The sequence below is a fragment of the Hydrogenophaga sp. GW823-FHT04C09 genome (genome assembly GCF_058796355.1).
The window spans coordinates 40,283-62,754 of record NZ_JBXAIO010000011.1; the positions used below are offsets into that span (position 1 = coordinate 40,283).

Annotated in this window: 29 protein-coding genes and 1 pseudogene; 16 read left to right on the forward strand and 14 right to left on the reverse strand. The window is 68.3% G+C overall.

Annotated elements, in window-relative coordinates:
- Position 1 precedes the first annotated feature (1 nt).
- From metF to AC1Q9M_RS23700, 3 genes are all read left to right on the forward strand, one after another.
- Entirely contained in the window at positions 2–832 is an 831-nt protein-coding gene (gene metF, locus AC1Q9M_RS23690; RefSeq protein WP_492436066.1) for a methylenetetrahydrofolate reductase [NAD(P)H], read from the forward strand.
- Entirely contained in the window at positions 829–1,263 is a 435-nt protein-coding gene (locus AC1Q9M_RS23695; protein ID WP_382162399.1) for a septal ring lytic transglycosylase RlpA family protein, read from the forward strand. The genes metF and AC1Q9M_RS23695 overlap by 4 nt, the downstream gene beginning before the upstream one ends.
- A gap of 146 nt (positions 1,264–1,409) precedes the next feature.
- Positions 1,410–2,018 carry an OmpW/AlkL family protein gene (locus AC1Q9M_RS23700; protein WP_382323027.1) on the forward strand — a complete coding sequence of 203 codons (609 nt, stop codon included), beginning with the start codon at positions 1,410–1,412 and terminating at the stop codon, positions 2,016–2,018.
- A gap of 9 nt (positions 2,019–2,027) precedes the next feature.
- Here AC1Q9M_RS23700 and AC1Q9M_RS23705 read toward each other — a convergent pair whose 3' ends face one another.
- The 5 genes from AC1Q9M_RS23705 to paaA are packed head-to-tail and all read right to left on the reverse strand — an operon-like array spanning position 2,028 to position 5,800.
- Positions 2,028–3,134, reverse strand: coding sequence for a 2Fe-2S iron-sulfur cluster-binding protein (locus AC1Q9M_RS23705; RefSeq protein ID WP_382323028.1), 1,107 nt, complete (start codon positions 3,132–3,134; stop codon positions 2,028–2,030).
- A gap of 4 nt (positions 3,135–3,138) precedes the next feature.
- On the reverse strand, positions 3,139–3,642 hold the full coding sequence (paaD, locus tag AC1Q9M_RS23710; protein WP_382323029.1) for a 1,2-phenylacetyl-CoA epoxidase subunit PaaD: 504 nt from the start codon (positions 3,640–3,642) through the stop codon (positions 3,139–3,141).
- Between the two features lie 9 nt (positions 3,643–3,651).
- Positions 3,652–4,494: a 1,2-phenylacetyl-CoA epoxidase subunit PaaC gene (gene paaC / locus AC1Q9M_RS23715; protein ID WP_382323030.1), complete on the reverse strand. Its 843-nt coding sequence runs from the start codon at positions 4,492–4,494 to the stop codon at positions 3,652–3,654.
- Positions 4,494–4,790 (reverse strand): 1,2-phenylacetyl-CoA epoxidase subunit PaaB, encoded by a 297-nt coding sequence (paaB, locus tag AC1Q9M_RS23720; RefSeq protein WP_492436070.1) that lies wholly within the window; start codon positions 4,788–4,790, stop codon positions 4,494–4,496. The genes paaC and paaB overlap by 1 nt, the downstream gene beginning before the upstream one ends.
- A complete protein-coding gene (gene paaA / locus AC1Q9M_RS23725; RefSeq protein WP_382327556.1) occupies positions 4,787–5,800 on the reverse strand; it encodes a 1,2-phenylacetyl-CoA epoxidase subunit PaaA in 1,014 nt (337 codons plus the stop codon). Before paaA ends, paaB begins: the two co-directional genes overlap by 4 nt.
- A gap of 182 nt (positions 5,801–5,982) precedes the next feature.
- Here paaA and AC1Q9M_RS23730 point away from each other — a divergent pair, with 182 nt between their 5' ends.
- Positions 5,983–6,642 carry a CAP domain-containing protein gene (locus AC1Q9M_RS23730; RefSeq protein WP_444688923.1) on the forward strand — a complete coding sequence of 220 codons (660 nt, stop codon included), beginning with the start codon at positions 5,983–5,985 and terminating at the stop codon, positions 6,640–6,642.
- Between the two features lie 9 nt (positions 6,643–6,651).
- Here AC1Q9M_RS23730 and AC1Q9M_RS23735 read toward each other — a convergent pair whose 3' ends face one another.
- Positions 6,652–7,569, reverse strand: a complete 918-nt coding sequence (locus AC1Q9M_RS23735) for a 23S rRNA (adenine(2030)-N(6))-methyltransferase RlmJ (RefSeq protein ID WP_492436072.1) — start codon at positions 7,567–7,569, stop codon at positions 6,652–6,654.
- Between the two features lie 206 nt (positions 7,570–7,775).
- On the opposite strand from AC1Q9M_RS23735, the gene rplM reads away from it, so the two are divergent.
- The 5 genes from rplM to erpA all read left to right on the forward strand — a co-directional run bounded on the left by rplM (position 7,776) and on the right by erpA (position 10,302).
- On the forward strand, positions 7,776–8,207 hold the full coding sequence (gene rplM, locus AC1Q9M_RS23740) for a 50S ribosomal protein L13 (RefSeq protein ID WP_291121334.1): 432 nt from the start codon (positions 7,776–7,778) through the stop codon (positions 8,205–8,207).
- Positions 8,208–8,219: 12 nt separating this feature from the next.
- A complete protein-coding gene (gene rpsI / locus AC1Q9M_RS23745; RefSeq protein WP_291121336.1) occupies positions 8,220–8,612 on the forward strand; it encodes a 30S ribosomal protein S9 in 393 nt (130 codons plus the stop codon).
- 101 nt (positions 8,613–8,713) lie between these two features.
- Entirely contained in the window at positions 8,714–9,421 is a 708-nt protein-coding gene (locus AC1Q9M_RS23750) for a DUF6776 family protein (protein ID WP_444688921.1), read from the forward strand.
- 31 nt (positions 9,422–9,452) lie between these two features.
- Positions 9,453–9,851 (forward strand): bactofilin family protein, encoded by a 399-nt coding sequence (locus AC1Q9M_RS23755; RefSeq protein WP_291121339.1) that lies wholly within the window; start codon positions 9,453–9,455, stop codon positions 9,849–9,851.
- A gap of 85 nt (positions 9,852–9,936) precedes the next feature.
- On the forward strand, positions 9,937–10,302 hold the full coding sequence (gene erpA, locus AC1Q9M_RS23760) for an iron-sulfur cluster insertion protein ErpA (RefSeq protein WP_204732818.1): 366 nt from the start codon (positions 9,937–9,939) through the stop codon (positions 10,300–10,302).
- A 76-nt stretch (positions 10,303–10,378) separates the two neighbouring features.
- On the opposite strand, the gene AC1Q9M_RS23765 is transcribed toward erpA, so the two are convergent.
- The gene (locus tag AC1Q9M_RS23765; RefSeq protein WP_382323035.1) at positions 10,379–11,740 is read right to left on the reverse strand and encodes a M23 family metallopeptidase; all 1,362 of its coding nucleotides are present in this window, start codon (positions 11,738–11,740) and stop codon (positions 10,379–10,381) included.
- A 203-nt stretch (positions 11,741–11,943) separates the two neighbouring features.
- Here AC1Q9M_RS23765 and tyrS point away from each other — a divergent pair, with 203 nt between their 5' ends.
- Positions 11,944–13,194: a tyrosine--tRNA ligase gene (gene tyrS / locus AC1Q9M_RS23770; protein ID WP_382323036.1), complete on the forward strand. Its 1,251-nt coding sequence runs from the start codon at positions 11,944–11,946 to the stop codon at positions 13,192–13,194.
- 314 nt (positions 13,195–13,508) lie between these two features.
- On the opposite strand, the gene AC1Q9M_RS23775 is transcribed toward tyrS, so the two are convergent.
- The 4 genes from AC1Q9M_RS23775 to AC1Q9M_RS23790 form a co-directional block, all read right to left on the reverse strand.
- The gene (locus AC1Q9M_RS23775) at positions 13,509–14,204 is read right to left on the reverse strand and encodes an ankyrin repeat domain-containing protein (RefSeq protein WP_492436078.1); all 696 of its coding nucleotides are present in this window, start codon (positions 14,202–14,204) and stop codon (positions 13,509–13,511) included.
- Complete coding sequence (locus tag AC1Q9M_RS23780; RefSeq protein WP_382162358.1) at positions 14,201–14,695, reverse strand: GlcG/HbpS family heme-binding protein; 495 nt, start codon at positions 14,693–14,695, stop codon at positions 14,201–14,203. The genes AC1Q9M_RS23775 and AC1Q9M_RS23780 overlap by 4 nt, the downstream gene beginning before the upstream one ends.
- A gap of 105 nt (positions 14,696–14,800) precedes the next feature.
- Entirely contained in the window at positions 14,801–15,472 is a 672-nt protein-coding gene (locus AC1Q9M_RS23785) for a response regulator transcription factor (RefSeq protein ID WP_382323037.1), read from the reverse strand.
- Positions 15,469–16,953: a sensor histidine kinase gene (locus AC1Q9M_RS23790; RefSeq protein WP_492436081.1), complete on the reverse strand. Its 1,485-nt coding sequence runs from the start codon at positions 16,951–16,953 to the stop codon at positions 15,469–15,471. The genes AC1Q9M_RS23785 and AC1Q9M_RS23790 overlap by 4 nt, the downstream gene beginning before the upstream one ends.
- Positions 16,954–16,994: 41 nt before the next feature.
- Here AC1Q9M_RS23790 and AC1Q9M_RS23795 point away from each other — a divergent pair, with 41 nt between their 5' ends.
- The 6 genes and pseudogenes from AC1Q9M_RS23795 (at position 16,995) to AC1Q9M_RS23820 (ending at position 20,676) form a co-directional block, all read left to right on the forward strand.
- Complete coding sequence (locus AC1Q9M_RS23795) at positions 16,995–17,924, forward strand: cation diffusion facilitator family transporter (protein WP_492436083.1); 930 nt, start codon at positions 16,995–16,997, stop codon at positions 17,922–17,924.
- Positions 17,921–18,364, forward strand: coding sequence for a D-aminoacyl-tRNA deacylase (gene dtd, locus AC1Q9M_RS23800; RefSeq protein ID WP_492436085.1), 444 nt, complete (start codon positions 17,921–17,923; stop codon positions 18,362–18,364). Before AC1Q9M_RS23795 ends, dtd begins: the two co-directional genes overlap by 4 nt.
- Before the next feature lie 47 nt (positions 18,365–18,411).
- Positions 18,412–18,501: pseudogene (locus AC1Q9M_RS23805) on the forward strand (hypothetical protein); the annotation flags it as partial.
- Position 18,502: 1 nt separating this feature from the next.
- Positions 18,503–18,688: a hypothetical protein gene (locus AC1Q9M_RS23810; RefSeq protein WP_382325917.1), complete on the forward strand. Its 186-nt coding sequence runs from the start codon at positions 18,503–18,505 to the stop codon at positions 18,686–18,688.
- A 51-nt stretch (positions 18,689–18,739) separates the two neighbouring features.
- Positions 18,740–19,669: a fumarylacetoacetate hydrolase family protein gene (locus AC1Q9M_RS23815; protein WP_444688917.1), complete on the forward strand. Its 930-nt coding sequence runs from the start codon at positions 18,740–18,742 to the stop codon at positions 19,667–19,669.
- Between the two features lie 35 nt (positions 19,670–19,704).
- Positions 19,705–20,676, forward strand: a complete 972-nt coding sequence (locus tag AC1Q9M_RS23820) for a Bug family tripartite tricarboxylate transporter substrate binding protein (RefSeq protein WP_492436087.1) — start codon at positions 19,705–19,707, stop codon at positions 20,674–20,676.
- Between the two features lie 81 nt (positions 20,677–20,757).
- Here the strand turns inward: AC1Q9M_RS23820 and AC1Q9M_RS23825 are convergent, their stop codons facing one another.
- From AC1Q9M_RS23825 to AC1Q9M_RS23835, 3 genes are all read right to left on the reverse strand, one after another.
- Positions 20,758–21,423, reverse strand: coding sequence for a GntR family transcriptional regulator (locus AC1Q9M_RS23825; protein ID WP_444688916.1), 666 nt, complete (start codon positions 21,421–21,423; stop codon positions 20,758–20,760).
- Between the two features lie 196 nt (positions 21,424–21,619).
- Positions 21,620–22,075 (reverse strand): rRNA maturation RNase YbeY, encoded by a 456-nt coding sequence (gene ybeY, locus AC1Q9M_RS23830; protein WP_382323043.1) that lies wholly within the window; start codon positions 22,073–22,075, stop codon positions 21,620–21,622.
- Positions 22,075–22,461 (reverse strand): MliC family protein, encoded by a 387-nt coding sequence (locus AC1Q9M_RS23835; protein ID WP_444688915.1) that lies wholly within the window; start codon positions 22,459–22,461, stop codon positions 22,075–22,077. Before AC1Q9M_RS23835 ends, ybeY begins: the two co-directional genes overlap by 1 nt.
- Between the last annotated feature and the right edge of the window lie 11 nt (positions 22,462–22,472).

Here is a 22,472-nt window from a genome sequence, read left to right on the forward strand (position 1 = left end):
CGTGAGTCTTCCCATCAGCCTGGAATTTTTCCCGACCAAGACGCCCGAAGGCGCGGTCAAGCTGCGCGCGGTGCGCCAGCAGCTGTACGCGCTCAAGCCCGAGTTCTGCTCGGTGACCTTTGGCGCCGGCGGCTCCACGCAGGACGGCACGCTGCAGGCCGTGACCGAGATCATGGGCGAGGGCTGCCCCGCCGCGCCGCACCTGAGCTGCATCGGCCAGTCGAGCTCGAGCATCCGCGAGCGCCTGGCGGCCTACGCGGCCGCCGGCATCCGCCGCATCGTGGCCCTGCGCGGTGACCTGCCCAGCGGCTACGGCGTGGGTGGCGAGTTCCGCTACGCCAGCGACCTGGTGGCCTTCGTGCGCGCCGAGACCGGTGACCGATTCCACATCGAGGTGGCGGCCTACCCGGAAACGCACCCGCAGGCCCGCTCGCCCGAGGCCGACCTCGAGGCCTTCGCGGCCAAGGTGAAGGCCGGTGCCGATTCGGGCATCACGCAGTACTTCTTCAATGCCGACGCCTACTTCCGCTACCGTGACGAGCTGCAGCGCGTGGGCGTGGACGTGCCGGTGGTGCCGGGCATCATGCCCATCACCAGCTCCACGCAGCTGATGCGCTTCTCCGACGCCTGCGGCGCCGAGATCCCGCGCTGGATCCGCATGCGCCTGCAGGCCTTCGGCGACGACACCGCGTCCATCAAGTCCTTCGGCCTGGACGTGGTGACCGACCTGTGCGACCGCCTGCGCGGCGGCGGCGTGCCGGGGCTGCACTTCTACACCATGAACCAGAGCGGGGCCACGACGGACATCGTCCAGCGCCTCGGTCTTGCATGAGCCTCAAGCCCGCGGTCACGCTGGCGCTGGCCACCTTGTTGTGGCTCGGCGGCTGCGCGACGCGAGCGCCGGACATGCCCGACCTGGGCAGCGTGCCCGATGCCTCGGCCGACGACACCGACACCCCGGACGCCAGCGAGAGCGTCATCGCGCGGGGCCTGGCGTCCTGGTACGGCGAGCCTTTCCACGGCCGGCGCACCGCCAGCGGCGAGGTCTACGACATGAACGAACTCACCGCGGCCCACAAGACCCTGCCGTTCGGCACCCGCGTGCGCGTGCGCCACGCCCGCACGGGCAAGGAGGTGACGGTGCGCATCAACGACCGCGGCCCGCACGTGCCGGGCCGCATCATCGACCTCAGCCGCGCGGCCGCGTCGGCGCTGGGCATCGTGCAGGGCGGCGTCGGCCGGGTCGTGCTGTTGCGCGACTGACGCGCGTGGCTTGACCTGCGTCAAGCAACCCGCACCAGCGGGGCCAGGTCTCCGGCCGGTTTGACGTGGCGCAACGCCGCGCCACGCACGGTCTTCTGTAATGGACGCGGGGATTCTCCCGAGTCAACGCAACACAGAAGACCATCATGAATACGCACCACTTCGCCCTGGCCGCCCTCGCGTCCACCTGCCTGCTCGCCTCGGGCGCCGCCCTGGCGCAGGACGACTTCCAGGCCGGCAGCGTGCTCGTGCGCGCCCGCGCCGTGCACCTGGACAGCGCCGACAAGGACGGCACCGGCCTGGGCCTGGCCATGAACAACAAGGGCTTGCCCGAAGTCGACGTGAGCTACTTCTTCAGCAAGCACCTCGCGGCCGAGCTCATCCTCACGGTGCCGCAGAAACACACCCTCACGTCCAACGGGGCGGCCATCGGCACGCTGCGCCACCTGCCACCCACGCTGACCGTGCAGTACCACTTCGACGCGCCCGGCTTCAAGCCCTACGTGGGCGCGGGCCTCAACTACACGCGCTTCAGCTCGGTGCACCTGCTGGGCGGCGCGGCCGACGTGAAGCGCCACAGCTTCGGCCCGGCGCTGCAGGTGGGGGTGGACATTCCGCTGAGCAAGCAGCTCTACCTGAACGTGGACGTGAAGAAGGTCTTCATCAAGACCGACGTGAGCGCCGGTGGCGCGAAGATCGGCCAGTTCAAGGCCGACCCCGTGCTGGTCGGCGTGGGCCTGGGCTGGCGCTTCTGAGCGACAGCTTCAGCGCTCGTCGTAGCTCACCACCACGCGGTCGGTGGTGGGCCGCGCCTGGCAGCTCAGCACGAAGCCCTTGTCGGTTTCCCAGGGCTCGAGCGTGAAGTTCTTGTCCATCTGCACCGCGCCTTCCATCACCTTGGCGCGGCAGGTGCAGCACACGCCGCCCCGGCACGACCAGGGCAGGTCCAGTCCGGCGTTCAGGGCCACGTCGAGCACGCGCTCGTCGCGGTTCATGCGCAACTGGTGCGGCTTGCCATCGAGCACCACGGTGAGCGCGACCTCGCCCTCGGCGCGCACGGCCGGCTGGCCGAGCACGGCAGCCCGGCGCTGCGCGGCGGGCAAGGCCTCCAGCGTGGGCGAGGTGAAGCGCTCGGTGTGCACGCGGTCGGGGCGCACGCCCGCATCGAGCAAGGCCTTTTCCGTCGCCTCGATCATGGCCTCGGGGCCGCAGATGAAGACCTCGTCCATGCTGCCCACGGGCAGCAGGGTGTCGATCAGGGCGCGCACCTTGTCGGCGTCGATGCGGCCTTCGAGCAGCGGCACTTCCTGCGCCTGGCGCGAGAGGATGTGAATCAGCGTGAGGCGGTCCGCGTAGCGGTCCTTCAGATCCTGCAGCGACTCGTTGAACATCACGCTGCCCATGCGGCGGTTGCCGTACACGAGGGTGAACTTCGAGGCGGGCGACTCCTCCAGCGTGCTGGCCATGAGCGAGAGGATGGGCGTGATGCCCGAGCCGGCCGCGAAGCCCACGCGGTGCACCGCGCGCGGCTTGTGCACGGTGAAGCGGCCGTCGGGCGGCATCGCCTTGAGCGTGTCGCCGGCCTTCAGGGCGGTCGCGGCCCAGTTGGAGAACACGCCGCCGTCCACGGGGCGGATGCCCAGCGTGAGTTCACCGCGCTGCGTGAGCAGGCTGCGCGGGCTGCTGATGGAGTAGCTGCGCCGCACGTCCTGGCCGTCGATGGTGGCGCGCACGGTGAGGAACTGGCCGGGCTCGAACGCGAAGGTGGCGCGCTGCTCGGGTGGGATCGCGAAGGTGATCGCCACCGCGCCGGCGGCCTCGGGGCTGATGCGGGCGATCGGGAGTTCGTGGAAGCGGGCGGCGGTGGACATGGCGTCAATAAGGCTTGAAGTAGTCGAACGGTTCCAGGCAGTCGAGGCAGCGGTACATCGCCTTGCAGGCGGTGGAGCCGAAGGGCGAGGTCTCGGTGGTGTGGGTCGAGCCACACTGCGGACAGGGCACGGTCTCGCGGCGCAGGGCCTGGCGCGAGAACTTCAGCGGCGCGGCGGAGGCCGGCGGCTCGCTGCCGCATTGTGGTGGCGCGATGCCGTAGGCGCGCAGCTTCTCGCGCGCGGCCTCGCTCATCCAGTCGGTGGTCCAGGCCGGCGCGAGCTGCGTGACCACGCGCGCGGTGAGGCCCGCGTTCGCCAGCGCGGCGCGCACGTCGTCCTCGATCTGGCCCATGGCCGGGCAGCCGCTGTAGGTCGGCGTGATCACCACCTCGGGAACACCGTCCGAGCCGGTGCGCACGCCGCGCAGGATGCCGAGCTCGCTCAGGCTGACCACCGGGATTTCCGGGTCGGCCAGGCCGGCGAGCGCGTCATGGATTTCGGTGTGCATGGTGGGCGCTCACCACACGGCCTGCGGATGCGTGCGTGCCAGGCTCTGCATCTCGGCGAGCAGAAACCCCATGTGCTCGGAGTGCACGCCGTGTTTGCCCTGCGGCACATGACCCTGCACGGCGGGGCGCTGCAGCGTGGCCTCGTTCAGCGTGTCGTCCACCAGCGCGTCCCAGTCGGCCTGCAGGCCGGCCGCGTCGACGCCGGTGCCGTTGTGCACCGCGGCGGTTTCGGCCTCGCTGCCGATCCAGAACTCCTGGCAGTAGGGCAGCAGGTGCTGCAGCGCGGCCTGCGCGCGGGCGTGCGATTCGTCGGTGCCATCGCCGAAGCGCACCAGCCAGTCGCTGGCGTGGCGCAGGTGGTAGCGCACCTCCTTCAGCGACTTGGCCGCGATGGCGGCGAGCTGCGCATCGGCCGAGGTCTGCAGCCGGTCCCACACCAGCACCATGAGCGCGCTGTAGAGGAAGTTGCGCGCGAGGGTGGTCGCGTAGTCGCGGTCGCCGGACGCGGTGCTGGCCAGCGGGCCGCTGTGCGGCAGCTCCAGCAGCGTGAGGTTGCGGAATTCGTGCGTGTCGCGGAAGTAGGCCAGCGTGTCCTCGGTCACCGCGCCGTGGGTGCGCGCACCCTGCAGGTGGGCGAAGCGCTGCGCCTGGGCCGGGTCGGCGTTGATCAGCGTGGCCGCGTGCTGGTAGAGCAGGCGGGCCTGGCCGAGCAGGTCCAGGCTGTTGTTGGCCAGCGCGAGGTCTTCTTCGAGGATGGGCCCGTGGCCGCACCATTCGGCGTTGCGCTGGCCCAGCACCAGCGCGTTGTCGGCCAGGTGCAGCAGGTAGTCGATCGGTGCCGTGCCGCTCATCACATGTGCCCCACTTTGTCGGGGATCTCGTAGAAGGTGGGATGGCGGTACACCTTGTCGGCGGCCGGGTCGAAGAAGCTGTCCTTGCTGTCGGGCTCGCTGGCCGTGATGCCGCTGCTTTGCACGACCCAGATGCTCACGCCTTCCTGGCGCCGCGTGTACACGTCGCGCGCCAGGTGCAGCGCGTGCTGGGCGTCGCTGGCGTGCAGGCTGCCGCAGTGCTTGTGCTCCAGGCCCTGCTTGCTGCGCACGAAGACCTCCCACAGGGGCCATTCCTTCAAAACAGTGGTGTTCATGCGGCCTCCTTCATGGCGCGTTGCTGTTGTTTGCGGGCGTGGGCGAGGGCAGCTTCGCGCACCCAGGCGCCGTCGTTCCAGGCCTTCACGCGGGTGGCCAGGCGTTCCTTGTTGCACGGGCCGTCGCCGTTGACCACGGCCCAGAACTCGTCCCAGTCGATCTGGCCGTAGTCGTGGTGGCCGCGTGCCTCGTTCCACTTCAGCGCCGGATCGGGCAGGGTGACGCCCAGCACCTCGGCCTGCGGCACGGTCGCATCCACGAACTTCTGGCGCAGGTCGTCGTTGCTGATGCGCTTGATGCCCCAGCGCATGCCCTGCACGCTGTTGGGGCTGTCGGCGTCGGGCGGGCCGAACATGGCCAGGCACTTCCACCACCAGCGGTTCACCGCGTCCTGCACCATGGCCTTCTGCTCGGCCGTGCCCTGCATCATGGTCATCAACGACTCGAAGCCCTGGCGCTGGTGGAAACTTTCTTCCTTGCAGACCCGGATCATGGCGCGCGCATAGGGCCCGAAGCTGCAGCGGCACAGCGGGATCTGGTTCATGATCGCCGCGCCGTCCACCAGCCAGCCGACCACGCCCACGTCGGCCCAGGTCAGCGTGGGGTAGTTGAAGATGGAGCTGTACTTGGCCTTGCCGCTGTGCAGCGCGTCGAACATCTGGTCGCGGCTGGTGCCCAGCGTCTCGGCCGCGCTGTAGAGGTACAGGCCGTGGCCGCCTTCGTCCTGCACCTTGGCCACCAGGATCGCCTTGCGTTTGAGGCTGGGCGCGCGCGAGATCCAGTTGCCCTCGGGCAGCATGCCCACGATCTCGCTGTGCGCGTGCTGGCTGATCTGCCGCACCAGCGTCTTTCGGTAGGCGTCGGGCATCCAGTCGCGCGGCTCGATCTTGCCGTCGGCGTCGATCACGGCGTCGAAGTGCGCCTGCAGGGCGGTGTCGTGGGGCACGGCCTTGAGCGGGGTGCCGGATTGGGCGTCGGCGTCGGGCACATTGAAGGACTGGGTGTACATGCGGAATCTCCTGCGCAGTGGGGGTGCGGATCGCAGTATAGCCAATTAGCCGACCGATCGGTCGGCTAATTTTGCAATGCCCGCCCAACGGTTTTCGGAACGGCGGCGCTGCCTGGCCGAGGAGCGGTCGTCTTCTACATCCGCTTACCTTACTCCGTCGGCCCGACCCTAGAGTGGAGCGCATGCAACACCTGTCTCTTCCTGATGAACAACGACTCGCTGGTGTGGGCTTGATCCTGGGGGCCCTGCTGACCTTGACCGCCTGCGGCGGTGGTGGGGGCGGTGGCGGCGACGCGGGCGCCAGCGGCGGGGCCGATGCGACGATCGGCGTGCCCTCACCGCCGAACAGCGCGGGCGGCGCCGGCTCGGGCAGCGGCGGTTCGACGCTGGTCGCCCTGGACGCCAGCACCAGCTGCAACCTGCCCGACTTCCGCAACAGCTTGCTGCAACAGATCAACGCGGCGCGGGCCGTGGCGCGCAGCTGCGGCGGCACCGCGATGCCGGCGGTCGCGCCACTGGCCTGGAACGACGCGCTGTTCTCCGCCGCCGCGCGGCATTCGACCGACATGGCCGTCAACAACTACTTTTCCCACACCGGGCTGGACGGCCGCACGGCCTCCCAGCGCATCGCCGCCGAAGGTTATGCGTGGTCGTGGGTGGGGGAAAACATCGCGGCGGGGCAGACCTCGGTCTCGACCGTGATGAGCGGCTGGCTCGCCAGCGCCGGCCACTGCGCCAACATCATGCGCGCCGAGTACCAGCACGTGGGTGTGAGCTGCGTGCAGCGCAGCGGCACCACCTACGGCCGCTACTGGACCATGACCCTGGCCCGGCCACGCTGAATCCGGCGTTCAGCCGCCCGATTCGAGCGCCTGGGATTTGCCGCGTCCCCGGCCCAGGTGGGCCAGCAGCTGCGGCAAGGCGGCCTGCAGCGTGCCCTTGAGGGTGTGCGGCGGGTTGATCACGAACATGCCGCTGGCGGTGAGGCCCGGCCGGTCGTCGGGACCGTGGGTCGGGTCCTGGCCGATGGCCAGCGTGGCGTTCAGCCAGGGTTTCTGGGCCTGGTTCGACAGGGTGCGCAGGCGGCGCGGCAGATCGTGCGCCTCGGGGCGCGGAATCACCGGGTACCAGACCAGGTAGGTGCCGGTTGGGAAACGCCGGATGAGATCTTGTATGCAGGCGCTCACTTTTCCGTAATCGCTCTTGATCTCATAGCTCGGATCGATCAACACCATGGCCCGTTTGGAGCCGGTGGCCGAGGGCGGCGGCGGCAGCAGGGGCTTCACGCCCTCGAAACCGTCCTCGCGCACCACCGCGATCTGGCGGCCGGCTTCGAGCTGGGCGATGTTGGCGGACAGGGTGCGGCTGTCGGTCGGGTGCAGCTCGAAGAGCTTGAGCCGGTCGCGCGATTCGGCGCGCAGCAGCTGGTGCATGACGAACGGCGAGCCGGGATAGACCCGCAACGCGCCCGACGGGTTGAAGCTGGCGACCAGATCGAGGTAGTCGTCGATGGCGGGCGCCACGGCCTCGGTCGACGGCCCGTCGGCCGCGCGCAGCGCGCCCATGAGCTTGACGACGCCGTCCTTGGCCTCGCCCCCGGTCTCGGTGTAGTCGCCGTCGAGCCGGTACAAGCCCGCGCCCGCGTGGGTGTCGATCAGCGTCAGACCCGCCTCCTTCTGCATCAGGTGGCGCAGCGTGGCGATGAGGGTGATGTGCTTGAGCACGTCGGCGTGGTTGCCGGCGTGGAAGGCGTGTCGGTAGCTGAACATGCCCTGATGGTAGCCGTTTGCCCTCTGCGCCCGACCATCGGGGACGGGCGGTTTGCCATCCGGGGCCGGAATTTCGTACAATCGAGGGCTTCGCAGCGATTTGCTGGCTCCGCGGCGAAGCATTCAAAACCCACCTAAGAGCGTTCCGACAGAGAACGACCGACCGTGGAAAAGAGCCGCCAAACCAACTCTTCAAGAGAAAACTCATGACCAAAACGTTCAGCGCCAAACCCGCTGACGTGACGCACGAGTGGTTTGTGATTGACGCGACCGACAAGGTCCTCGGACGAGTAGCCAGTGAAGTTGCTCTCCGTTTGCGCGGCAAACACAAGGCCATTTACACGCCTCACGTCGATACCGGTGACTTCATCGTCATCATCAACGCAGCCAAACTCCGCGTCACGGGCAACAAGGCCCTCGACAAGGTGTACTACCGTCACTCGGGTTTCCCGGGCGGTATCTATGGCACCAACTTCCGCGACATGCAGGCCAAGCACCCTGGCCGCGCGCTCGAGAAGGCCGTCAAGGGCATGCTGCCCAAGGGCCCGCTCGGCTACGCCATGATCAAGAAGCTCAAGGTGTACGGCGGTGCAGAGCACCCGCACACCGCCCAACAGCCGCAAGTGCTGGAACTCTAAAGGAGCCTTGAGATGATTGGTGAATGGAACAACGGAACCGGCCGTCGCAAATCCAGCGTCGCCCGCGTGTTTCTGAAAAAAGGCAGCGGCAAGATCACGGTCAACGGCAAGGACATCCAGGCCTACTTCGGCCGTGAGACCTCGATCATGATCGCCAAGCAGCCCCTGGTGCTGACCAACCACGCCGAGACCTTCGACGTGCAGGTCAACGTGCACGGTGGTGGCGAATCCGGTCAGGCCGGTGCCGTGCGCCACGGCATCACCCGCGCCTTGATCGACTACGACGCGACGCTCAAGTCGGGTCTGTCGCAAGCCGGCTTCGTGACGCGCGACGCCCGCGAAGTGGAACGGAAAAAGGTCGGTCTGCGCTCCGCGCGCCGCCGCAAGCAGTTCAGCAAGCGCTAAGCACGCTGTCCATGCCCCAGAAACCGCCTGCAAGTTCAAACTTGGGGCGGTTTTTGCTTTCTAGGGCTTGGTTGCGTTTGCTTGCAGTTGGAGAGGTTTGAATGCGTTTTCGCCTGTTGCGGAGAAGGCTGACGGTCAGTGCGCCCCGGGTCTCGGTGCGCAGCAGCCTGCCGTGGCCTTTCCGCTGGGTGCTGGGCGCACTGGTGCTGGGGTTTTCGGGCGCGCTGGCGGTCTGGGCCTTCGAGTTCGGCAAGGACATCGCCGGGCTGGACCGCAATGCCCAGCAGGAGCTTGCGCAACTGCGCCGCGAGGTGCAGATCCTGCGCACCGACCTGAGCGAGGCCCAGTCGGTGGCCAACACCTCGGACAGCCTGCTGATCGCCGAGCGCAGCACCCAGGAACAGCTGACGATGCAGATCCGGCAACTGCAGGCCGACAACGAGCTGCTGCGCAGCGACCTGGGCTTCTTCGAGCGCCTGATCCCCGGCTCCGGCAACGATTCGCTGAGCATCCGCGGCCTGCAGGCCGAGCGCCTGTCGCCCACCCAGCTCAAATGGCAGGTGCTCATGATCCAGGCCAGCAAGAACGCGCCCGACTTCAAGGGTGCGCTGGAGGTCACGCTCACCGGCACGCTGGCGGGCAAGCCCTGGGTCGCCAAGTCCGCGCCCGCGCCGCAGCCGGTGCTGATCAAGGGCTACCTGCGCATGGAAGGCGTGGTGGACGTGCCCGCGCAGGCCGTGGTAGAAAATGTGACGGCCAAGATCCTGCAGGGCAGTTCGGTCAGGTCCATGCAATCCTTCAACCTGTAACCATCGCGGTCCACCGTCGGGAGAGAGCCTCATGTTTGCCAAGAAAAAACAACCCCCCATCAAGAGCCTCATCGCCCAGGGCACCCGCATCGAAGGCAATGTGTTCTTCCACGACGGTCTGCGCATCGACGGCGAGGTGATCGGCGACCTGCGCGCCAGCGACGAGAAGCCCAGCATCCTCGTGGTCAGCGAAGTGGCCACCGTGACGGGGCAGATCCATGCCGATCACGTGATCATCAATGGCAACGTCAAGGGCCCGGTGCTCGCGTTCGAATTGCTGGAGTTGCAGCCCAAGGCCCACATCGAGGGCGATGTGTCCTACAAGGCGCTTGAAATGCACCAGGGCGCCACCATTTCCGGTCAGCTCAAGCCCATGGTCGGCGGGATCGAGGACAAACCCACACTGAAGCTGGCGGCAAACAACGGGTGAGCACATACCCGAGCGATTTGATTTAGTATCACTCGGACATGCGGGTGTACCGCACCCACCCCACATTTCCGTCAAGAGGTATCCCATGAGCGCAGTCGCCGAAAACATCCAGACCGACATGCCGGCACCGCTGGTCTTCACCGACAGCGCGGCGGCCAAGGTGGCCGAGCTGGTGGCCGAAGAGGGCAATCCCGATCTCAAGCTGCGCGTGTTCGTGCAGGGTGGGGGTTGCTCGGGTTTCCAGTACGGCTTCACCTTCGACGAAATCGTCAACGAAGACGACACCACCATGACCAAGAACGGTGTCTCCCTGCTGATCGACGCGATGAGCTACCAGTACCTGGTCGGCGCCGAGATCGACTACAAGGAAGACCTCGAAGGCGCGCAATTCGTGATCAAGAACCCCAACGCCACCACCACCTGCGGTTGCGGTTCGAGCTTCAGCGTCTGACCGACGGCGTTTTCTCGCCGCAACGAAAAAGGGAGCCGCTGGCTCCCTTTTTTGTTGGGTGTCGAGACCGGGTCGCTTACTGGGCGTTCGCCTGCTGGATGCTGGCGGCGGCATTGAGCTGCATGCGCTGCAGCTGGGCCACGGCGTCGAAACGCTGGCGCAGGGCGGCCGGCACGGGGATGGACTCGCTCTGGCGCGCGATGGCCAGGGGATCCACGTGCACGCCGTTGTCGCGGAACTCCAGGTGCAGGTGCGGGCCGGTGGAGGCGCCCGTGGTGCCGACGGCACCGATGAAGTCACCCTGGTTCACGCGCTGGCCCTTGCGCACGCCGATGCGGCTCAGGTGGGCGTAGACGGTGACCTGGTTGCTGCGGTGCTTGATGTAGATGACATTGCCATAGCCGCGCTGTTCGCCCGCGAACTCGACCGTGCCGTCGCCGATGGTGCGCACCGGCGTGCCGGTGGGGGCGGCGTAGTCCACGCCCATGTGGGCCTTGCGACCGCCCGTGATGGGGTGAAAGCGCATGCCGTAGCCGCTGCTCACGCGCGAGAACTCCAGCGGGGAGGCCAGGTAGAAGCGGCGCGAGCTCTGGCCGTCGAAACCGTAGTAGCCGCCTTTGTGGCCCGCTTCTTCGAACCAGACGGCCTGGTGTTCCTTGCCTTCGTTGACGAACTCGGCGCTCAGGATCCGGCCGGTGCGCAGGCTCTCGCCATCGGCTTCCAGGCTTTCGTAGACCACGTTGAAGCGGTCACCTTGGCGCAGGTCGCGGCGGAAGTCGATGCTGCTGGAGAACATCTCGGCCAGCTGGATGGCGACCGGGTCGGGGATGCCGGCCGCGTCGGTGGCGGCGAACAGCGAGCTGCGGATCACGCCGCTGGCCAGCCGGGACGAGGCGGTCAGCGCGCCTTGTTCCAGGCGCGAGCCGAGCGCGCCCTGGGCATCCTTTTCGACCACGAGGCGGGTGAAGCTGCGTTCGTCGGCGGAGAGCCAGCGCGCGGTCAGGCGCAGCAGTTCCTGTTTCTCGGTGGCTTCGACGCTCACCAGGCGGCCGGCACGGCCCAGCAGCTGGCGCGCGATGGCGTCGTTGCGCAGGAAGGTCTGGGCTTGCGAATCGGTCACGCCCATGCGCTGCAGCAGGCTCTGGGCGGTGTCGTCGCGGCGGGTGGTCTCGCTGCGGAACAACACCAGCGGCGCGGCGGGCTGGGCCGCGAGGAGGCTGTGGATGTCTTGCTGCGTGGGGGCGTCGAGGGCTTCGACGACCTGGCGCACGGGCAGGTCGGCGGCGTCGGGGGCCAGCGGCGCGATGCCGAAGGCGGTGACGCCCGTGCCCAGCAGCAGCACACCGAGGCCGCCCATGATGCGTCGGGGATGCCGGGCGAGGCTTTGGCTCGTGGCATCAGCGAGGCTGGCCAGCGTGTGAAGTAGCGAACGGGTCAAAATCGTTGTTTCCGGTAAGGCCGGCCCCGGTGGTTGGGGCCGCGCGCACAAAAAAAGAGCGGTTGAGGCGGAACAAGTTCACTCAAGCGCTCATGCGGTGACGAACTGGCTTGATATCGTGCAAAAAGCGGGCCAACTAAAATCCGTCATTCGCGCCCGGTATTTTAGCCAGCGTACCGTCCTTCGCATCTGAAAAAACCCCTATGACCGCCTCCAGAAACGACGCCGAAAGTTCTCAGAAATCCGTGCCACTGACGGACGGTGTCCAGGAAGCCCTCAGCGTCACGCTGCGGGGGTGCGAAGAATTGATACCTCAGGCCGACTGGGTCAAAAAATTGTCACAGTCGGAAACCACCGGCCGGCCGCTGCGCATCAAGCTGGGGCTGGACCCCACGGCGCCCGACATCCACATCGGCCACACGGTGGTGCTGAACAAGATGCGCCAGCTGCAGGACCTGGGGCATCAGGTGATCTTCCTGATCGGGGACTTCACGAGCCTGATCGGCGACCCCTCGGGCCGCAACAACACGCGCCCGCCGCTGACCCCGGAGCAGATCAAGGCGAACGCCGAGACCTACTACAAGCAGGCCAGCCTGGTGCTGGACCCGGCGCGCACCGAGATCCGCTACAACAGCGAGTGGAGCCTGCCGCTGGGCTCGATGGGCATGATCCAGCTGGCGGCCAAGTACACGGTGGCGCGCATGATGGAGCGCAACGATTTCCACGACCGTTTCAAGGCCGGCACGCCGATCAGCGTGCACGAGTTCCTGTACCCGCTGATGCAGGGTTACGACTCGGTGGCGCTGCAGAGCGATCTGGAGTTGGGCGGCACGGACCAGAAGTTCAACCTGCTGATGGGCCGCCATCTGCAGGCCGAGTACGGCCAGGAGCCGCAGTGCATCCTGACCATGCCGCTGCTCGAAGGGCTGGACGGCGTGGACAAGATGTCCAAGAGCAAGAACAACTACATCGGCATCACCGAGGATGCGAATTCGATGTTCGCGAAAGTGCTGAGCATTTCGGACACGCTGATGTGGCGCTGGTACACGCTGTTGTCGTTCCAGTCGATGGCGCACATCGAGTCGCTGAAGCAGGCGATCGAGCAGGGCGCGAACCCCAAGGACGCGAAGGTGGCGCTGGCCAAGGAGATCACGACGCGTTTCCACAGCGCGGCGGCGGCGGAGGCGGCGGAGCAGGATTTCATCAACCGCAGCAAGGGCGGTGTGCCGGACGAGATTCCGGAGGTGTCGCTGTCGGGCGCGCCGCTGGGGATCGCACCGCTGCTGAAGTCAGCGGGTTTGGCGCCCTCCAACAGCGAAGCCAACCGTCTGATCGATGGTGGCGGTGTTCGTGTCGACGGCGCTGTCGTGAGCGACAAGGGCTTGAAGCTGCCTGCGGGGACCTTTGTGGTTCAGGTCGGGAAGCGGAAGTTTGCTCGCGTGACTTTGAGCTAAGACCTTTCCGTCTTCTACCTCGCGGGCTCGGGGGGCCCGGGCGCTCTGCTCCGCGGGTGTCCCCCGAACCGGCTTCGCCGGTTCTCCTCCTTTACCCCGCTGCGCAGAACGCCCAGGCCCCCCGAGCCGAAACAGGTTGGGGTTCGCTCTTTCGTTCTTTCGCGCTTGCGTGGTGTGCCTGAGTGCGTGGGGGTGGAGGGCGCAGCGACGTAAAGGAGGAGGGGCGGCGAAGCCGACCCGGGGGACAGTCGCGGAGCCCTCCGCCCCCACGCACTCAGGCCGAGAGAAGCAACCTGAAAGAAAGAGCGAAAGACTCAGCGAGCCCCAGCCTTCTCGAGCATCGCCACCATCGCCGAGTACCCGCGAGACCGCGCCAAAGCCAAAGGCGTCTGCCCCGAACGGTCCGCCAGCTGCAAACCGGCCCCCGCATCGATCAGCGCCTTGAGCGTGGCCTGGTGGCGCGCACCGCCGTCGCCCAACACGATGGACTCGATCGTCGCCGTCCAGTGCAGGTTGTTCACGTGGTCCAGCGGCGCACCGGCGGCAATCAGCTGGCGCACCACCCCGTCGTGGCCCAGGTGGGCCGCCGCGATCAAGGCCGTGCCGTCGTAGCGGCTGGTTGTCTGCTTCGCGCTCGCGCCCAGCTGCAACAACACCCGCAGCGTTTCCTCATCGTCCGCCACCGACGCGATCGTCACGGCGTCGTAACGGTCGTTCTCCAGCCGGTCGATGTCGGCACCCGCCTTCACCAGCGCGCGGATCGCCTCGCGCTGCCGCGCGAACGTGGCCACGTGCAAGGGCGTGCGGCCCCGCGCGTCGGTGGCATTGAGCGCCGCGCCACCGGCCACCAGGCGCGCGATCTTCGCGCTGTCGCCCTGGTGCGCCGCGGCGTGCAGGCCGCTGTAGGCCGCGACCTCCGAGGCACTGGGCCCCACCTGGGCCCAGACCGCCGGCGCGGTGCTCGCCAACGCCACCAGCAGGCCGGTGATCAGCGCGCGGCGGCGTTTCATTTCAGCTGGTCCTTGACCTTGTCGAGCGCGGCGATGGCGCACTGCTCGTCCAGGTGGCCGCCGGGCGCGCCGCCCACGCCCACGGCGCCGATCACCTCGTTGCCCACCTTCACCGGCACGCCGCCGCCGAGCAGCAGGTAGCCGGGGATGTCCGTCAGGTTGGCCGCGGCCGGGTTCTTCTGCGCGCCTTCCATGATGGCCAGCGTGTTGTTCTTCGCCGAGGCCGAGGTGAAGGCCTTCAGGCGGCTGGCTTCCAGCGTGTGCGGGCCGGCGTTGTCGGCGCGCATGACGGCGCGCACGCCACCGGCACGGTCCACCACCGTGGCCGCCACGTTGTAGCCGGCGGTGCTGCAGGCCGCGACGGTGGCGCTGGCGATCTGGGTGGCGAGTTCGAGCGACATGTTCTTCTCCACGCGCACGCTCTGCGCGCTGGCCAGGGCGGCGGCGCTGAGGGAAACGGCGAGGAGGGACGCTTTGACGAAGGCTTGCATGGAGTTCTCCGGGTGTTGTGAAACGGTTCGATCAACCGTGGGAGAACTGTAAAAATCCGCGCCCGAAACGGCCATTCGGGCGCCTACGCGCGGCCCTCCGTAGAACTACGCAGTGCCGTTGCCGTTGCCGCCGCCCGGGCCGGCCGTGTCCTGGGCGTCCACCAGCGCGGCGTAGTGCCGGATCAGCTGCGCCAGCGAGGGCGCCTGCAGCTTGGCGAACAGGTTGGCGCGGTGGGTTTCCACCGTGCGCGGCGACAGGCCCAGCGCGCGGCCGATCTCCTTGTTGGTCAGGCCCTCGACGATCAGGCCCAGCACCTCGCGCTCGCGCTCGGAGAGCTGCGCATAACGTTCGCGCGCGGCGCGGTCGGCCTCGTTGCGCTGGCGCGAGCGCACGTGCTGGCGCACCGCGTTCTGCAAGGCTTCGAGCAGCACCTCGTCGTTCACCGGTTTTTCCAGGAACTCGGCCGCACCGGCCTTGAACGCGCGCCGGCACATGTCCACCGTGCCATGGCCGGTGAGCATGATCACCGGCTGGTCCACGCCCTGCGCCACCAGGGTGTCGAGCACGCTCAGGCCGCTGATGCCGGGCATGCGCACGTCGAGCACGATGGCGCCGATGCCCTCGCGGTCGAAATCGCTCAGGAAGGCCTGTGGGTCGCTCCAGGGCTGCACGCGCAGGCCCACGGTGCCGATCAGCAGGCCCAGGCTGTCGCGCACCGCCTGGTCGTCGTCGATCAGGTGCACCGTGGGCGAGAGGGTGTCGGGCGAACCGTTCATGGGAGGCCCTCCGCGAGCGGCAGTTGCAGCCGGAACACCGCGCCCCGCTCGGGCGCGTTGGCCGCGTCCAGCGTGCCGCCCATGCCGTTGGCCAGGGTTTCGCACAGGCTCAGGCCCAGGCCGAGTCCGTCCTTGCGCGTGGAGTAAAACGGCTCGAACAGGCGCGGCAGCACCTCGGGCGGGATGCCCGGGCCGTTGTCGGCCACGGTGATCTCGCCCCGGCGGTCCTTGGCCGACACCGTGAGCGTGAGCCGCCGTTGCGCGGCGGGCACCTGCTCCAGCGCCTGCAGCGCATTGAGGATCAGGTTGTGCACGATCTGGTCCAGCGCCACCGGGTCGGCCAGCACCGTCACCGCCTGCGCGGCGTCGAGCACCGGCACCACGTCGCGCCGCTGGCACTCGGGCTCCAGCAGGTAGAGGGCTCGGCGCACGGCCTCCACCGCCGCCACGGGCTGGTGCTGGCCACTGCGGTCGGGCCGCTCCACGGTCTGGCGCAGGCGGCCCACCACCTCGGCGGCGCGGCGCGCCTGCGCCGCGGCCTGCAGCATGGCGCTGCGCGCGGTGGCGAGTTCGGGCGGGTCTTCGTTGAGCAGGCGCTGCGCGGCCTGGGTGTTGGCGAGCACGGCGGTCAGCGGCTGGTTCAGTTCGTGCGCCATGCCGGCGGCGAGTTCACCCAGCGTGTTCAGTCGCGCCACCTGGCCCAGGCGCAGCAGCTCCTCGGCGCGGCGGCGCGCGCTGCGCTGGCGTTGCAGGTGGTGCAGCGCCGCCAGCAGCGCCGTCACGCCCAGCACCCAGGCCAGCATCAGCCCCCAGGGCAACTGGCCCCAGCCCACCGAAAGGGTGGCGACCACGTCGAAGGGTTGGCTCTCGGCCGCCAGCAGCTTGTGAAACGCGAAGTGCCAACCGCGCGTGGGCCGCTCGTCCAGGGCGGCGCCAGGTTGCACCACGTAGCGCTGGCCTTCGTGCTCCAGCGTCACGCGCACCGGGCTGGTGTCGGCCTGCATGGGCCATTCGGACCAGGGCACCATGGCCCGCACGTCGATCGTCAGCGCGTAGCTGGTGGGCGTGGCGGCCAGCACCACCTGGTAGCGCCCGGCGGGCAGGTCCAGCCCGCCCAGGGCGGCGCGGCGCGCCTGGCGCGAGCGCGTCTCGGCCTGCGTGAGCTGCGGGTCGTTCCAGCGCTGGTCGGGGTCGCGCCGCTGCACGCTGAGGATCTGCGGGTAGAGCACCGGCAGGCGCTGCTCGGGCGACGAGGCGCCGCTGCTGCTGTCGGGCACCGGTTGCAGCAGCGCCAGCGTGGCCAGCATCGCGTCGTGCTGCACCACCTGCTGGCTCAGCAGCCGGTGGACGATGCGCGCGTCGGTCTCGAACAGCGCGCGCTGTTCATCGAGCGACAGGCGCGCCAGCAACACCGCGCCCGCCAGGGACAGCAGGATTCCGCCGCTCACCCACCACTTCAAGCGCTGCCATGACTGCCACATGCGGCGGATTCTGGCATGCCCGCAGCCGGCACAATGGCGGCATGCGCTTTGTCCCCGCCCGTTTCCTCACCCCGAAGCGCCTCCTGATGGCGTCGATCGGGGTGGCGGTGGTCACCATCGCGCTCAAGACCCTGGCCTGGGTGGTCACCGATTCGGTGGGCCTGCTGTCCGACGCGATGGAGTCGCTGGTGAACCTGGCCAGCGCGGTGGTCGGCCTGGTGATGGTGACCATCGCCGCGCGGCCGGCCGACGAGGAGCACCCTTACGGCCACCACAAGGCCGAGTACTTCTCCTCGGGCTTCGAAGGTATCCTCATCATCGCGGCCGGTCTCGGCATCCTCTGGGCTGCCGGCAGCCGCCTGCTGAACCCGCAGCCGATCGAACAGGTGGGCTGGGGCCTGGCGCTGTCGGTGGCGAGTTCGGTGCTCAACGGCGGCCTGGCCTGGACCATGCTGCAGGCCTCGAAGACACACCGCTCGATCGCGCTCGAGGCCGATGCCAAGCACCTGTTCTCCGACGTCTGGACCTCGGCCGGGGTGCTGGTCGGTGTCGTGCTGGTCACGCTCACCGGCTGGCTCTGGCTGGACCCTCTGGTGGCCATGGCCGTGGCGCTCAACATCATGAAGGAAGGCGCGCGCCTGGCCTGGCGCTCGTCGCAGGGGCTGATGGACGAGGCGGTGGAGCCCGAGGTGATGGCGACCATCCAGCAGACGCTGGACGGGTTTGCCCTGTCGCACGGCGACACCCGCATCATCCGCTTCGACCACGTGAGCACGCGCCGCGCCGGCCAGCGGCGCTTCGTGGACCTGCACATGCACATGCCCGCGGCCTGGACGCTCGGGCGCGCGGCCGCCGTGCGGGCCAGCGTGGAGCAGGCCTTGATGAGCGCGGTGCCGGGGCTGCGCGCCACCATCCAGCTGCTGCCCAGCGACGTGGAAGCCCACTTCTTCGACGAGGACGATCTGAAATGATCTCGCTGTTGCAGCGCGTGAGCGAAGCGCGCGTGGACATCGATGGCCAGACCGTGGGCGCCATCGGCCCGGGCCTGCTGTTGCTGCTGTGCGCGGAACCCGAGGATACCGAGGCCGTGGGCGAGAGGCTGCTGGCCAAGGTGCTGAAGCTGCGCATCTTCGGCGACGACGCCGGCAAGATGAACCGCAGCGTGCAGGACATCGGCGGCGGCCTGCTGGTGGTGAGTCAGTTCACCCTGGCGGCCGACACGAAGAGCGGCAACCGCCCGGGCTTCACCGGCGCGGCGCCGCCCGCCTTGGGCGAGGCGCTCTACGAGGCCTTCGTGAAGGCGGCGCGCGCGCAGCACCCGCTGGTGCAGACCGGCCGCTTCGGGGCCGACATGAAGGTGCACCTGGTCAACGACGGACCGGTGACCATCCCGCTGCGGATGACGGCCTAGGTGTGAAACCTCAATAGGTCGTTCATCCGTCCCGGATTGGGGACGCTGTGGTTGCCGGGCCCAGCCACTCAAGTCAGGACTGGCGCACCGGCTTCAAGTGGCTGGCCCGCTTCGGGGCCGAAGGCGCCGCAGGGCTGTGTGATCGCAGCTCGCGACCGCATCACAGGTCAGCGCCAGCAACGCAACCGGGGCATTGGCTGGGACGCTGTGCCTCTGACCATCGACGACCCCTCCCGGGTTTCCTTTGCCCGGGTGCTCAATGACGAGAAGGCCATTGGCCGCGCGCTGTTCCTGCGCCAGGCCGTCGACTGCCGCGCCAATTGAATTCAGCTGAATTCAATTGATATGATGCGGTCTTTCCCCAAAGGAGACCCCTTGAGACTCGCCAATTTTTCCCTGCATGGCCAAGCCGCTCACCCGCGCCTGGGCGTCCTCGCCGGTGACCGCATGCTCGACCTGGCCGCATTGGCCACACGCAGCAACGCCCCCCTGCCGGACACGATGAAGGCGCTGCTTGCGCTGGGCGACGCCGGCCTGGCGCGGGTGCGCGAGCTGATCGCCGGCCCGGGCGCCGCCGACAGCTCGCACGCGCTGGATGCGATCGATTTCCTGCCGCCCATCACCGACGCGCACAAGTTCCTGTGCGTGGGCAAGAACTACCGCACCCACCTCGAGGAGCTGCAGCGCACCGACCTGATCAAGGAACTGCCCAACGAGCCGACGGGCTTCATCAAGCTCAACGACTGCCTGACCGGCCACGACAACGACGTGGTGCGCCCGCCCAGCGTCACCCACCTCGACTACGAGCCCGAGCTGGTGTTCGTGATCGGCAAGGCCGCCTACAACGTGAAGGCTGAGGACGCGTTCTCGCACGTGGCCGGCATCACCATCCTCAACGACCTGACCTGCCGCGACACGCAAAAGCGCGAGGTCGCCTCGGGCTCGCGCTTCTGGACCGCCAAGAACGCGCCCGGGTTCGGCCCGCTGGGTCCCTGCATCATCACGATGGACGAGGTGCCCGACCCCTACGACATCTGGGTGACCTGCAGCGTCAACGGTGAGCAGCGCATGCGCGTGAACACCAGCGACCAGATCTGGAAGCTGCCGCGAATCATCGAGCACTTCTCGCGCCTCGTGCCCCTCATGCCCGGCGACATGTTCTCCACCGGCGCGCCCGGCGGCGTGGCGGTCGGCAAGCCCAACGCCGAGGAGCTGTTCCTCAAGCACGGCGACGTCGTCGAGTGCGCCTTCGAGAACCCGCCCATGGTCCTGCGCAACCGCATCGTCGCGCCCGCGCAGGCCTGAGACCCCATCCGCCCCCAACCCAGGAGACAGACAACATGAACAGCGCTCTTCACCGCACCCTCGCCGCCGCCGTGGCGGCCGCCCTGTGCGCCACCGCCGGCCTCGCGCTGGCCCAGGCGCCGCAGCCCTACCCCACCAAGGCCGTGACCATGATCGTGCCCTTCCCGCCCGCCGGCGGCGCCGACTCGCTCGCGCGCATCCTGGCCGTGCACCTGGGCAACAGCTGGAAGCAGACCGTGCTGGTGGAAAACCGCCCGGGCGCGGCCGGCCACATCGGCGCGTCCTACGTGGCGCGCTCGGCACCCGACGGTTACACGCTCATGATGAGCTCCACCGCCTCGCTCACCAAGGAAAACGCCAGCCAGTTCGCCCCGGTGGCGCTGGTGTCGGCCTCGCCCTATGTGGTGACGGTGAACCCGAGACTGGGCGTGAAGAACATCCGCGAGCTGGTGGCCAAGGCCAAGGCCGAACCCGGCAAGCTGACCTTCGGCTCCTCCGGTGAAGGCTCGGCCTCGCACCTGACGGTCGAGCTCTTCAAGCAGGTGGCCGACGTCGAGATGATGCACGTGCCGTACAAGGGCACCGGCCAGGCCGTGAACGACCTGCTGGCCGGCACCATTGACGTGATGTTCGCCCCTGGTCAGACCGTGATGCCGCACGTGAAGTCGGGCAAGCTGGTCGCGCTGGCCGTGACCAGCGCCAAGCGCGCCAAGGCCACGCCAGAACTGCCGACGATCGCGGATTCGGGCGTGCTGGGTTACGCGGCCGTGGGCTGGTTCGGCCTGCTCGCGCCCGCCGCGACGCCCAAGGCGGTGATCGCCAAGCTGGGCGCGGACGTGAGTCGCACGCTGGACGACCCGGCGGTGGAGCGCACCATGCTGGAAGCCGGTGCCGAGCCAGCCGAAGGCACGCCCGAGCAGTTCGGCCGCTTCATCCAGGAAGAGCTCACCAAGTGGGGCGAGCTGGAACAGGCGATGGCGCGCAAGGCGGGCGCCAAGCCGCGCTGAACCAGCAGGCCCTGCCGGAACATACGCGCGGCTTCGGCCGCGCTTTTTTTTGGCCGGCATGTCCCGGCCTCTCCCGGTCGTTCAGTCGCGTTCGCGCGAGAGCATGGCGTTGATGCGCGCGCGCTGGCCGCCCGCCAGGTGCACGCGCATGGCCTCGCGCGCGCCCTCGGCGTCGCGCCGCGCGATGGCGTCCACCAGACGCTGATGTTCGGCCGAGGCGCTTTCGGCGCGGGCCGGCTCGCTGGCCGTGGCCGGCCCCAGCAGGATCATCGGCGTCTGCAGCGCCCGCAGGGTGGTGAGCAGGTAACGGTTGTGCGCGCTGCGGTAGATCGCGTCGTGAAAGCGCCGGTTCAGCCGCTCGCGGCGCATGGGGTCGCCCAGCACCTCGCGTTCGAGCACCAGCATCTCGCGCAGCACATCGACCTCGGCTTCCGATGCATTCTGCGCGGCGAGCGCGGCCGCAGAGGTTTCCAGCACCAAGCGGATCGCATACAGCTCGATCACCATCTGCTGATCGAGCTGCGCGACCACGCGCCCGCGATAGGGCTCATGCACGATGAGGCCGTCGGTCTCCAGCCAGGCGATGGCTTCGCGCACCGGTGTGCGGCTGATCTGCAGGGTGTCGGCCAGGCCGTTGACGCTGATGCGGTCGCCGGGTTTGAGCACACCGGTCTCGATGGCTTCGTGCAGCTTGCCGTAGGCCACCTGGCCCATGGACTTGCCGTTGCTGTCGGTGTGAGTGGGCATGTTGGATGGGAAGCAATGCGCCTGCGTGGAAGGCCACCAGGCGTGGCTGATTCTATCGAGTATGTTGCGCGCCGACGGCCCCGTCGTGCCGTGGAAACCGGCCCAGCGGCATAGGGCGCCGGCCACACGCCGCTCTCAACCACCAGCCTCCCATGAGCCGCATCCCGGCCATGAACAAGCTCCTGAGACTCAACACCTAGGCGTAGGGGTTCGGCTGGCCCAGGCCCGCGAGGATCTCGGTCTCGCGCGCCTCCATCTCTTCGGCGTCCTGCTCGCCGGTTTCGTGGTCCCAGCCCTGCGCGTGCAGGGTGCCGTGCACCAGCAGGTGCGCGTAGTGCTGGGCCAGGGGCTTCTTCAGTTCGGCCGCCTCGCGCGCGACCACGGGGGCGCAGAGCACGAGATCGGCCATCACCACCGGTTCGGTGGCGTAGTCGAAGGTGAGCACGTTGGTGGCGTAGTCGCGGCCGCGGTAGTCGCGGTTGAGCGCCTGGCCTTCTTCGGCATCGACGATGCGCACGGTGATCTCGGCATCGGCGTCCAGCGCGTGGCGGATGCAGCGGACCACCCAGTGGCGGGGCAGGGCGGCGCGGTGCGCGGCGGCGTCGGCGAGCTCGCCGAACTGCAGGGAGAGGGTGAGGGCAGGCAGGGCCATCAGCGTTTGGCCGGTTGGGCGAAGCAGTTGGACATCAGGGTCTGGTCTTGCGTGTTGGGGTCGGCGGCGATGGCGCTCAGTTCCCCCTTCATGCCTTGCGTGTACCAGCTCAGCCGGGACTGCGGGTCCAGGGCGAAAAAGCGCACGCCCGTGGTGGCACGGCGGCCCTGCAGCATCAGCGTGCGGCCACCGTGGTGCAATGCCGCGAACGAGGTGCCGTTGCTCAGGTTCAGGTAGGCCAGTTCGATCTCGCTTCCGCCATCGCACTTGTACTGCACGGCCTGGCTGCTGAAGACCAACTGGGGTTGTGGTGTTGCCGAGCCCTGGGCGGATGCATCGAGGGCCAGCACGGCGACAAAGCTGGCGAGCAGGGTGCGTGTGAGCATACGGTGGATGG

Bases quoted from the DNA above. Each gene is read 5' to 3' on its own strand.
- AC1Q9M_RS23750 (WP_444688921.1), top strand. From the start codon at position 8,714: ATGCGTTTTCGCCTGTTGCGGAGAAGGCTGACGGTCAGTGCGCCCCGG.
- AC1Q9M_RS23795 (WP_492436083.1), top strand. From the start codon at position 16,995: ATGCGCTTTGTCCCCGCCCGTTTCCTCACCCCGAAGCGCCTCCTGATG.
- rplM (WP_291121334.1), top strand. From the start codon at position 7,776: ATGACCAAAACGTTCAGCGCCAAACCCGCTGACGTGACGCACGAGTGG.
- AC1Q9M_RS23730 (WP_444688923.1), top strand. From the start codon at position 5,983: ATGCAACACCTGTCTCTTCCTGATGAACAACGACTCGCTGGTGTGGGC.
- AC1Q9M_RS23780 (WP_382162358.1), bottom strand. From the start codon at position 14,695: ATGCAAGCCTTCGTCAAAGCGTCCCTCCTCGCCGTTTCCCTCAGCGCC.
- paaC (WP_382323030.1), bottom strand. From the start codon at position 4,494: ATGAGCGGCACGGCACCGATCGACTACCTGCTGCACCTGGCCGACAAC.
- AC1Q9M_RS23835 (WP_444688915.1), bottom strand. From the start codon at position 22,461: ATGCTCACACGCACCCTGCTCGCCAGCTTTGTCGCCGTGCTGGCCCTC.
- AC1Q9M_RS23700 (WP_382323027.1), top strand. From the start codon at position 1,410: ATGAATACGCACCACTTCGCCCTGGCCGCCCTCGCGTCCACCTGCCTG.
- AC1Q9M_RS23755 (WP_291121339.1), top strand. From the start codon at position 9,453: ATGTTTGCCAAGAAAAAACAACCCCCCATCAAGAGCCTCATCGCCCAG.
- AC1Q9M_RS23695 (WP_382162399.1), top strand. From the start codon at position 829: ATGAGCCTCAAGCCCGCGGTCACGCTGGCGCTGGCCACCTTGTTGTGG.
- AC1Q9M_RS23705 (WP_382323028.1), bottom strand. From the start codon at position 3,134: ATGTCCACCGCCGCCCGCTTCCACGAACTCCCGATCGCCCGCATCAGC.
- AC1Q9M_RS23790 (WP_492436081.1), bottom strand. From the start codon at position 16,953: ATGTGGCAGTCATGGCAGCGCTTGAAGTGGTGGGTGAGCGGCGGAATC.
- ybeY (WP_382323043.1), bottom strand. From the start codon at position 22,075: ATGGCCCTGCCTGCCCTCACCCTCTCCCTGCAGTTCGGCGAGCTCGCC.
- paaA (WP_382327556.1), bottom strand. From the start codon at position 5,800: ATGTACACCCAGTCCTTCAATGTGCCCGACGCCGACGCCCAATCCGGC.
- AC1Q9M_RS23825 (WP_444688916.1), bottom strand. From the start codon at position 21,423: ATGCCCACTCACACCGACAGCAACGGCAAGTCCATGGGCCAGGTGGCC.
- AC1Q9M_RS23735 (WP_492436072.1), bottom strand. From the start codon at position 7,569: ATGTTCAGCTACCGACACGCCTTCCACGCCGGCAACCACGCCGACGTG.
- AC1Q9M_RS23820 (WP_492436087.1), top strand. From the start codon at position 19,705: ATGAACAGCGCTCTTCACCGCACCCTCGCCGCCGCCGTGGCGGCCGCC.
- AC1Q9M_RS23775 (WP_492436078.1), bottom strand. From the start codon at position 14,204: ATGAAACGCCGCCGCGCGCTGATCACCGGCCTGCTGGTGGCGTTGGCG.
- tyrS (WP_382323036.1), top strand. From the start codon at position 11,944: ATGACCGCCTCCAGAAACGACGCCGAAAGTTCTCAGAAATCCGTGCCA.
- dtd (WP_492436085.1), top strand. From the start codon at position 17,921: ATGATCTCGCTGTTGCAGCGCGTGAGCGAAGCGCGCGTGGACATCGAT.
- rpsI (WP_291121336.1), top strand. From the start codon at position 8,220: ATGATTGGTGAATGGAACAACGGAACCGGCCGTCGCAAATCCAGCGTC.
- paaD (WP_382323029.1), bottom strand. From the start codon at position 3,642: ATGCACACCGAAATCCATGACGCGCTCGCCGGCCTGGCCGACCCGGAA.
- AC1Q9M_RS23785 (WP_382323037.1), bottom strand. From the start codon at position 15,472: ATGAACGGTTCGCCCGACACCCTCTCGCCCACGGTGCACCTGATCGAC.
- paaB (WP_492436070.1), bottom strand. From the start codon at position 4,790: ATGAACACCACTGTTTTGAAGGAATGGCCCCTGTGGGAGGTCTTCGTG.
- erpA (WP_204732818.1), top strand. From the start codon at position 9,937: ATGAGCGCAGTCGCCGAAAACATCCAGACCGACATGCCGGCACCGCTG.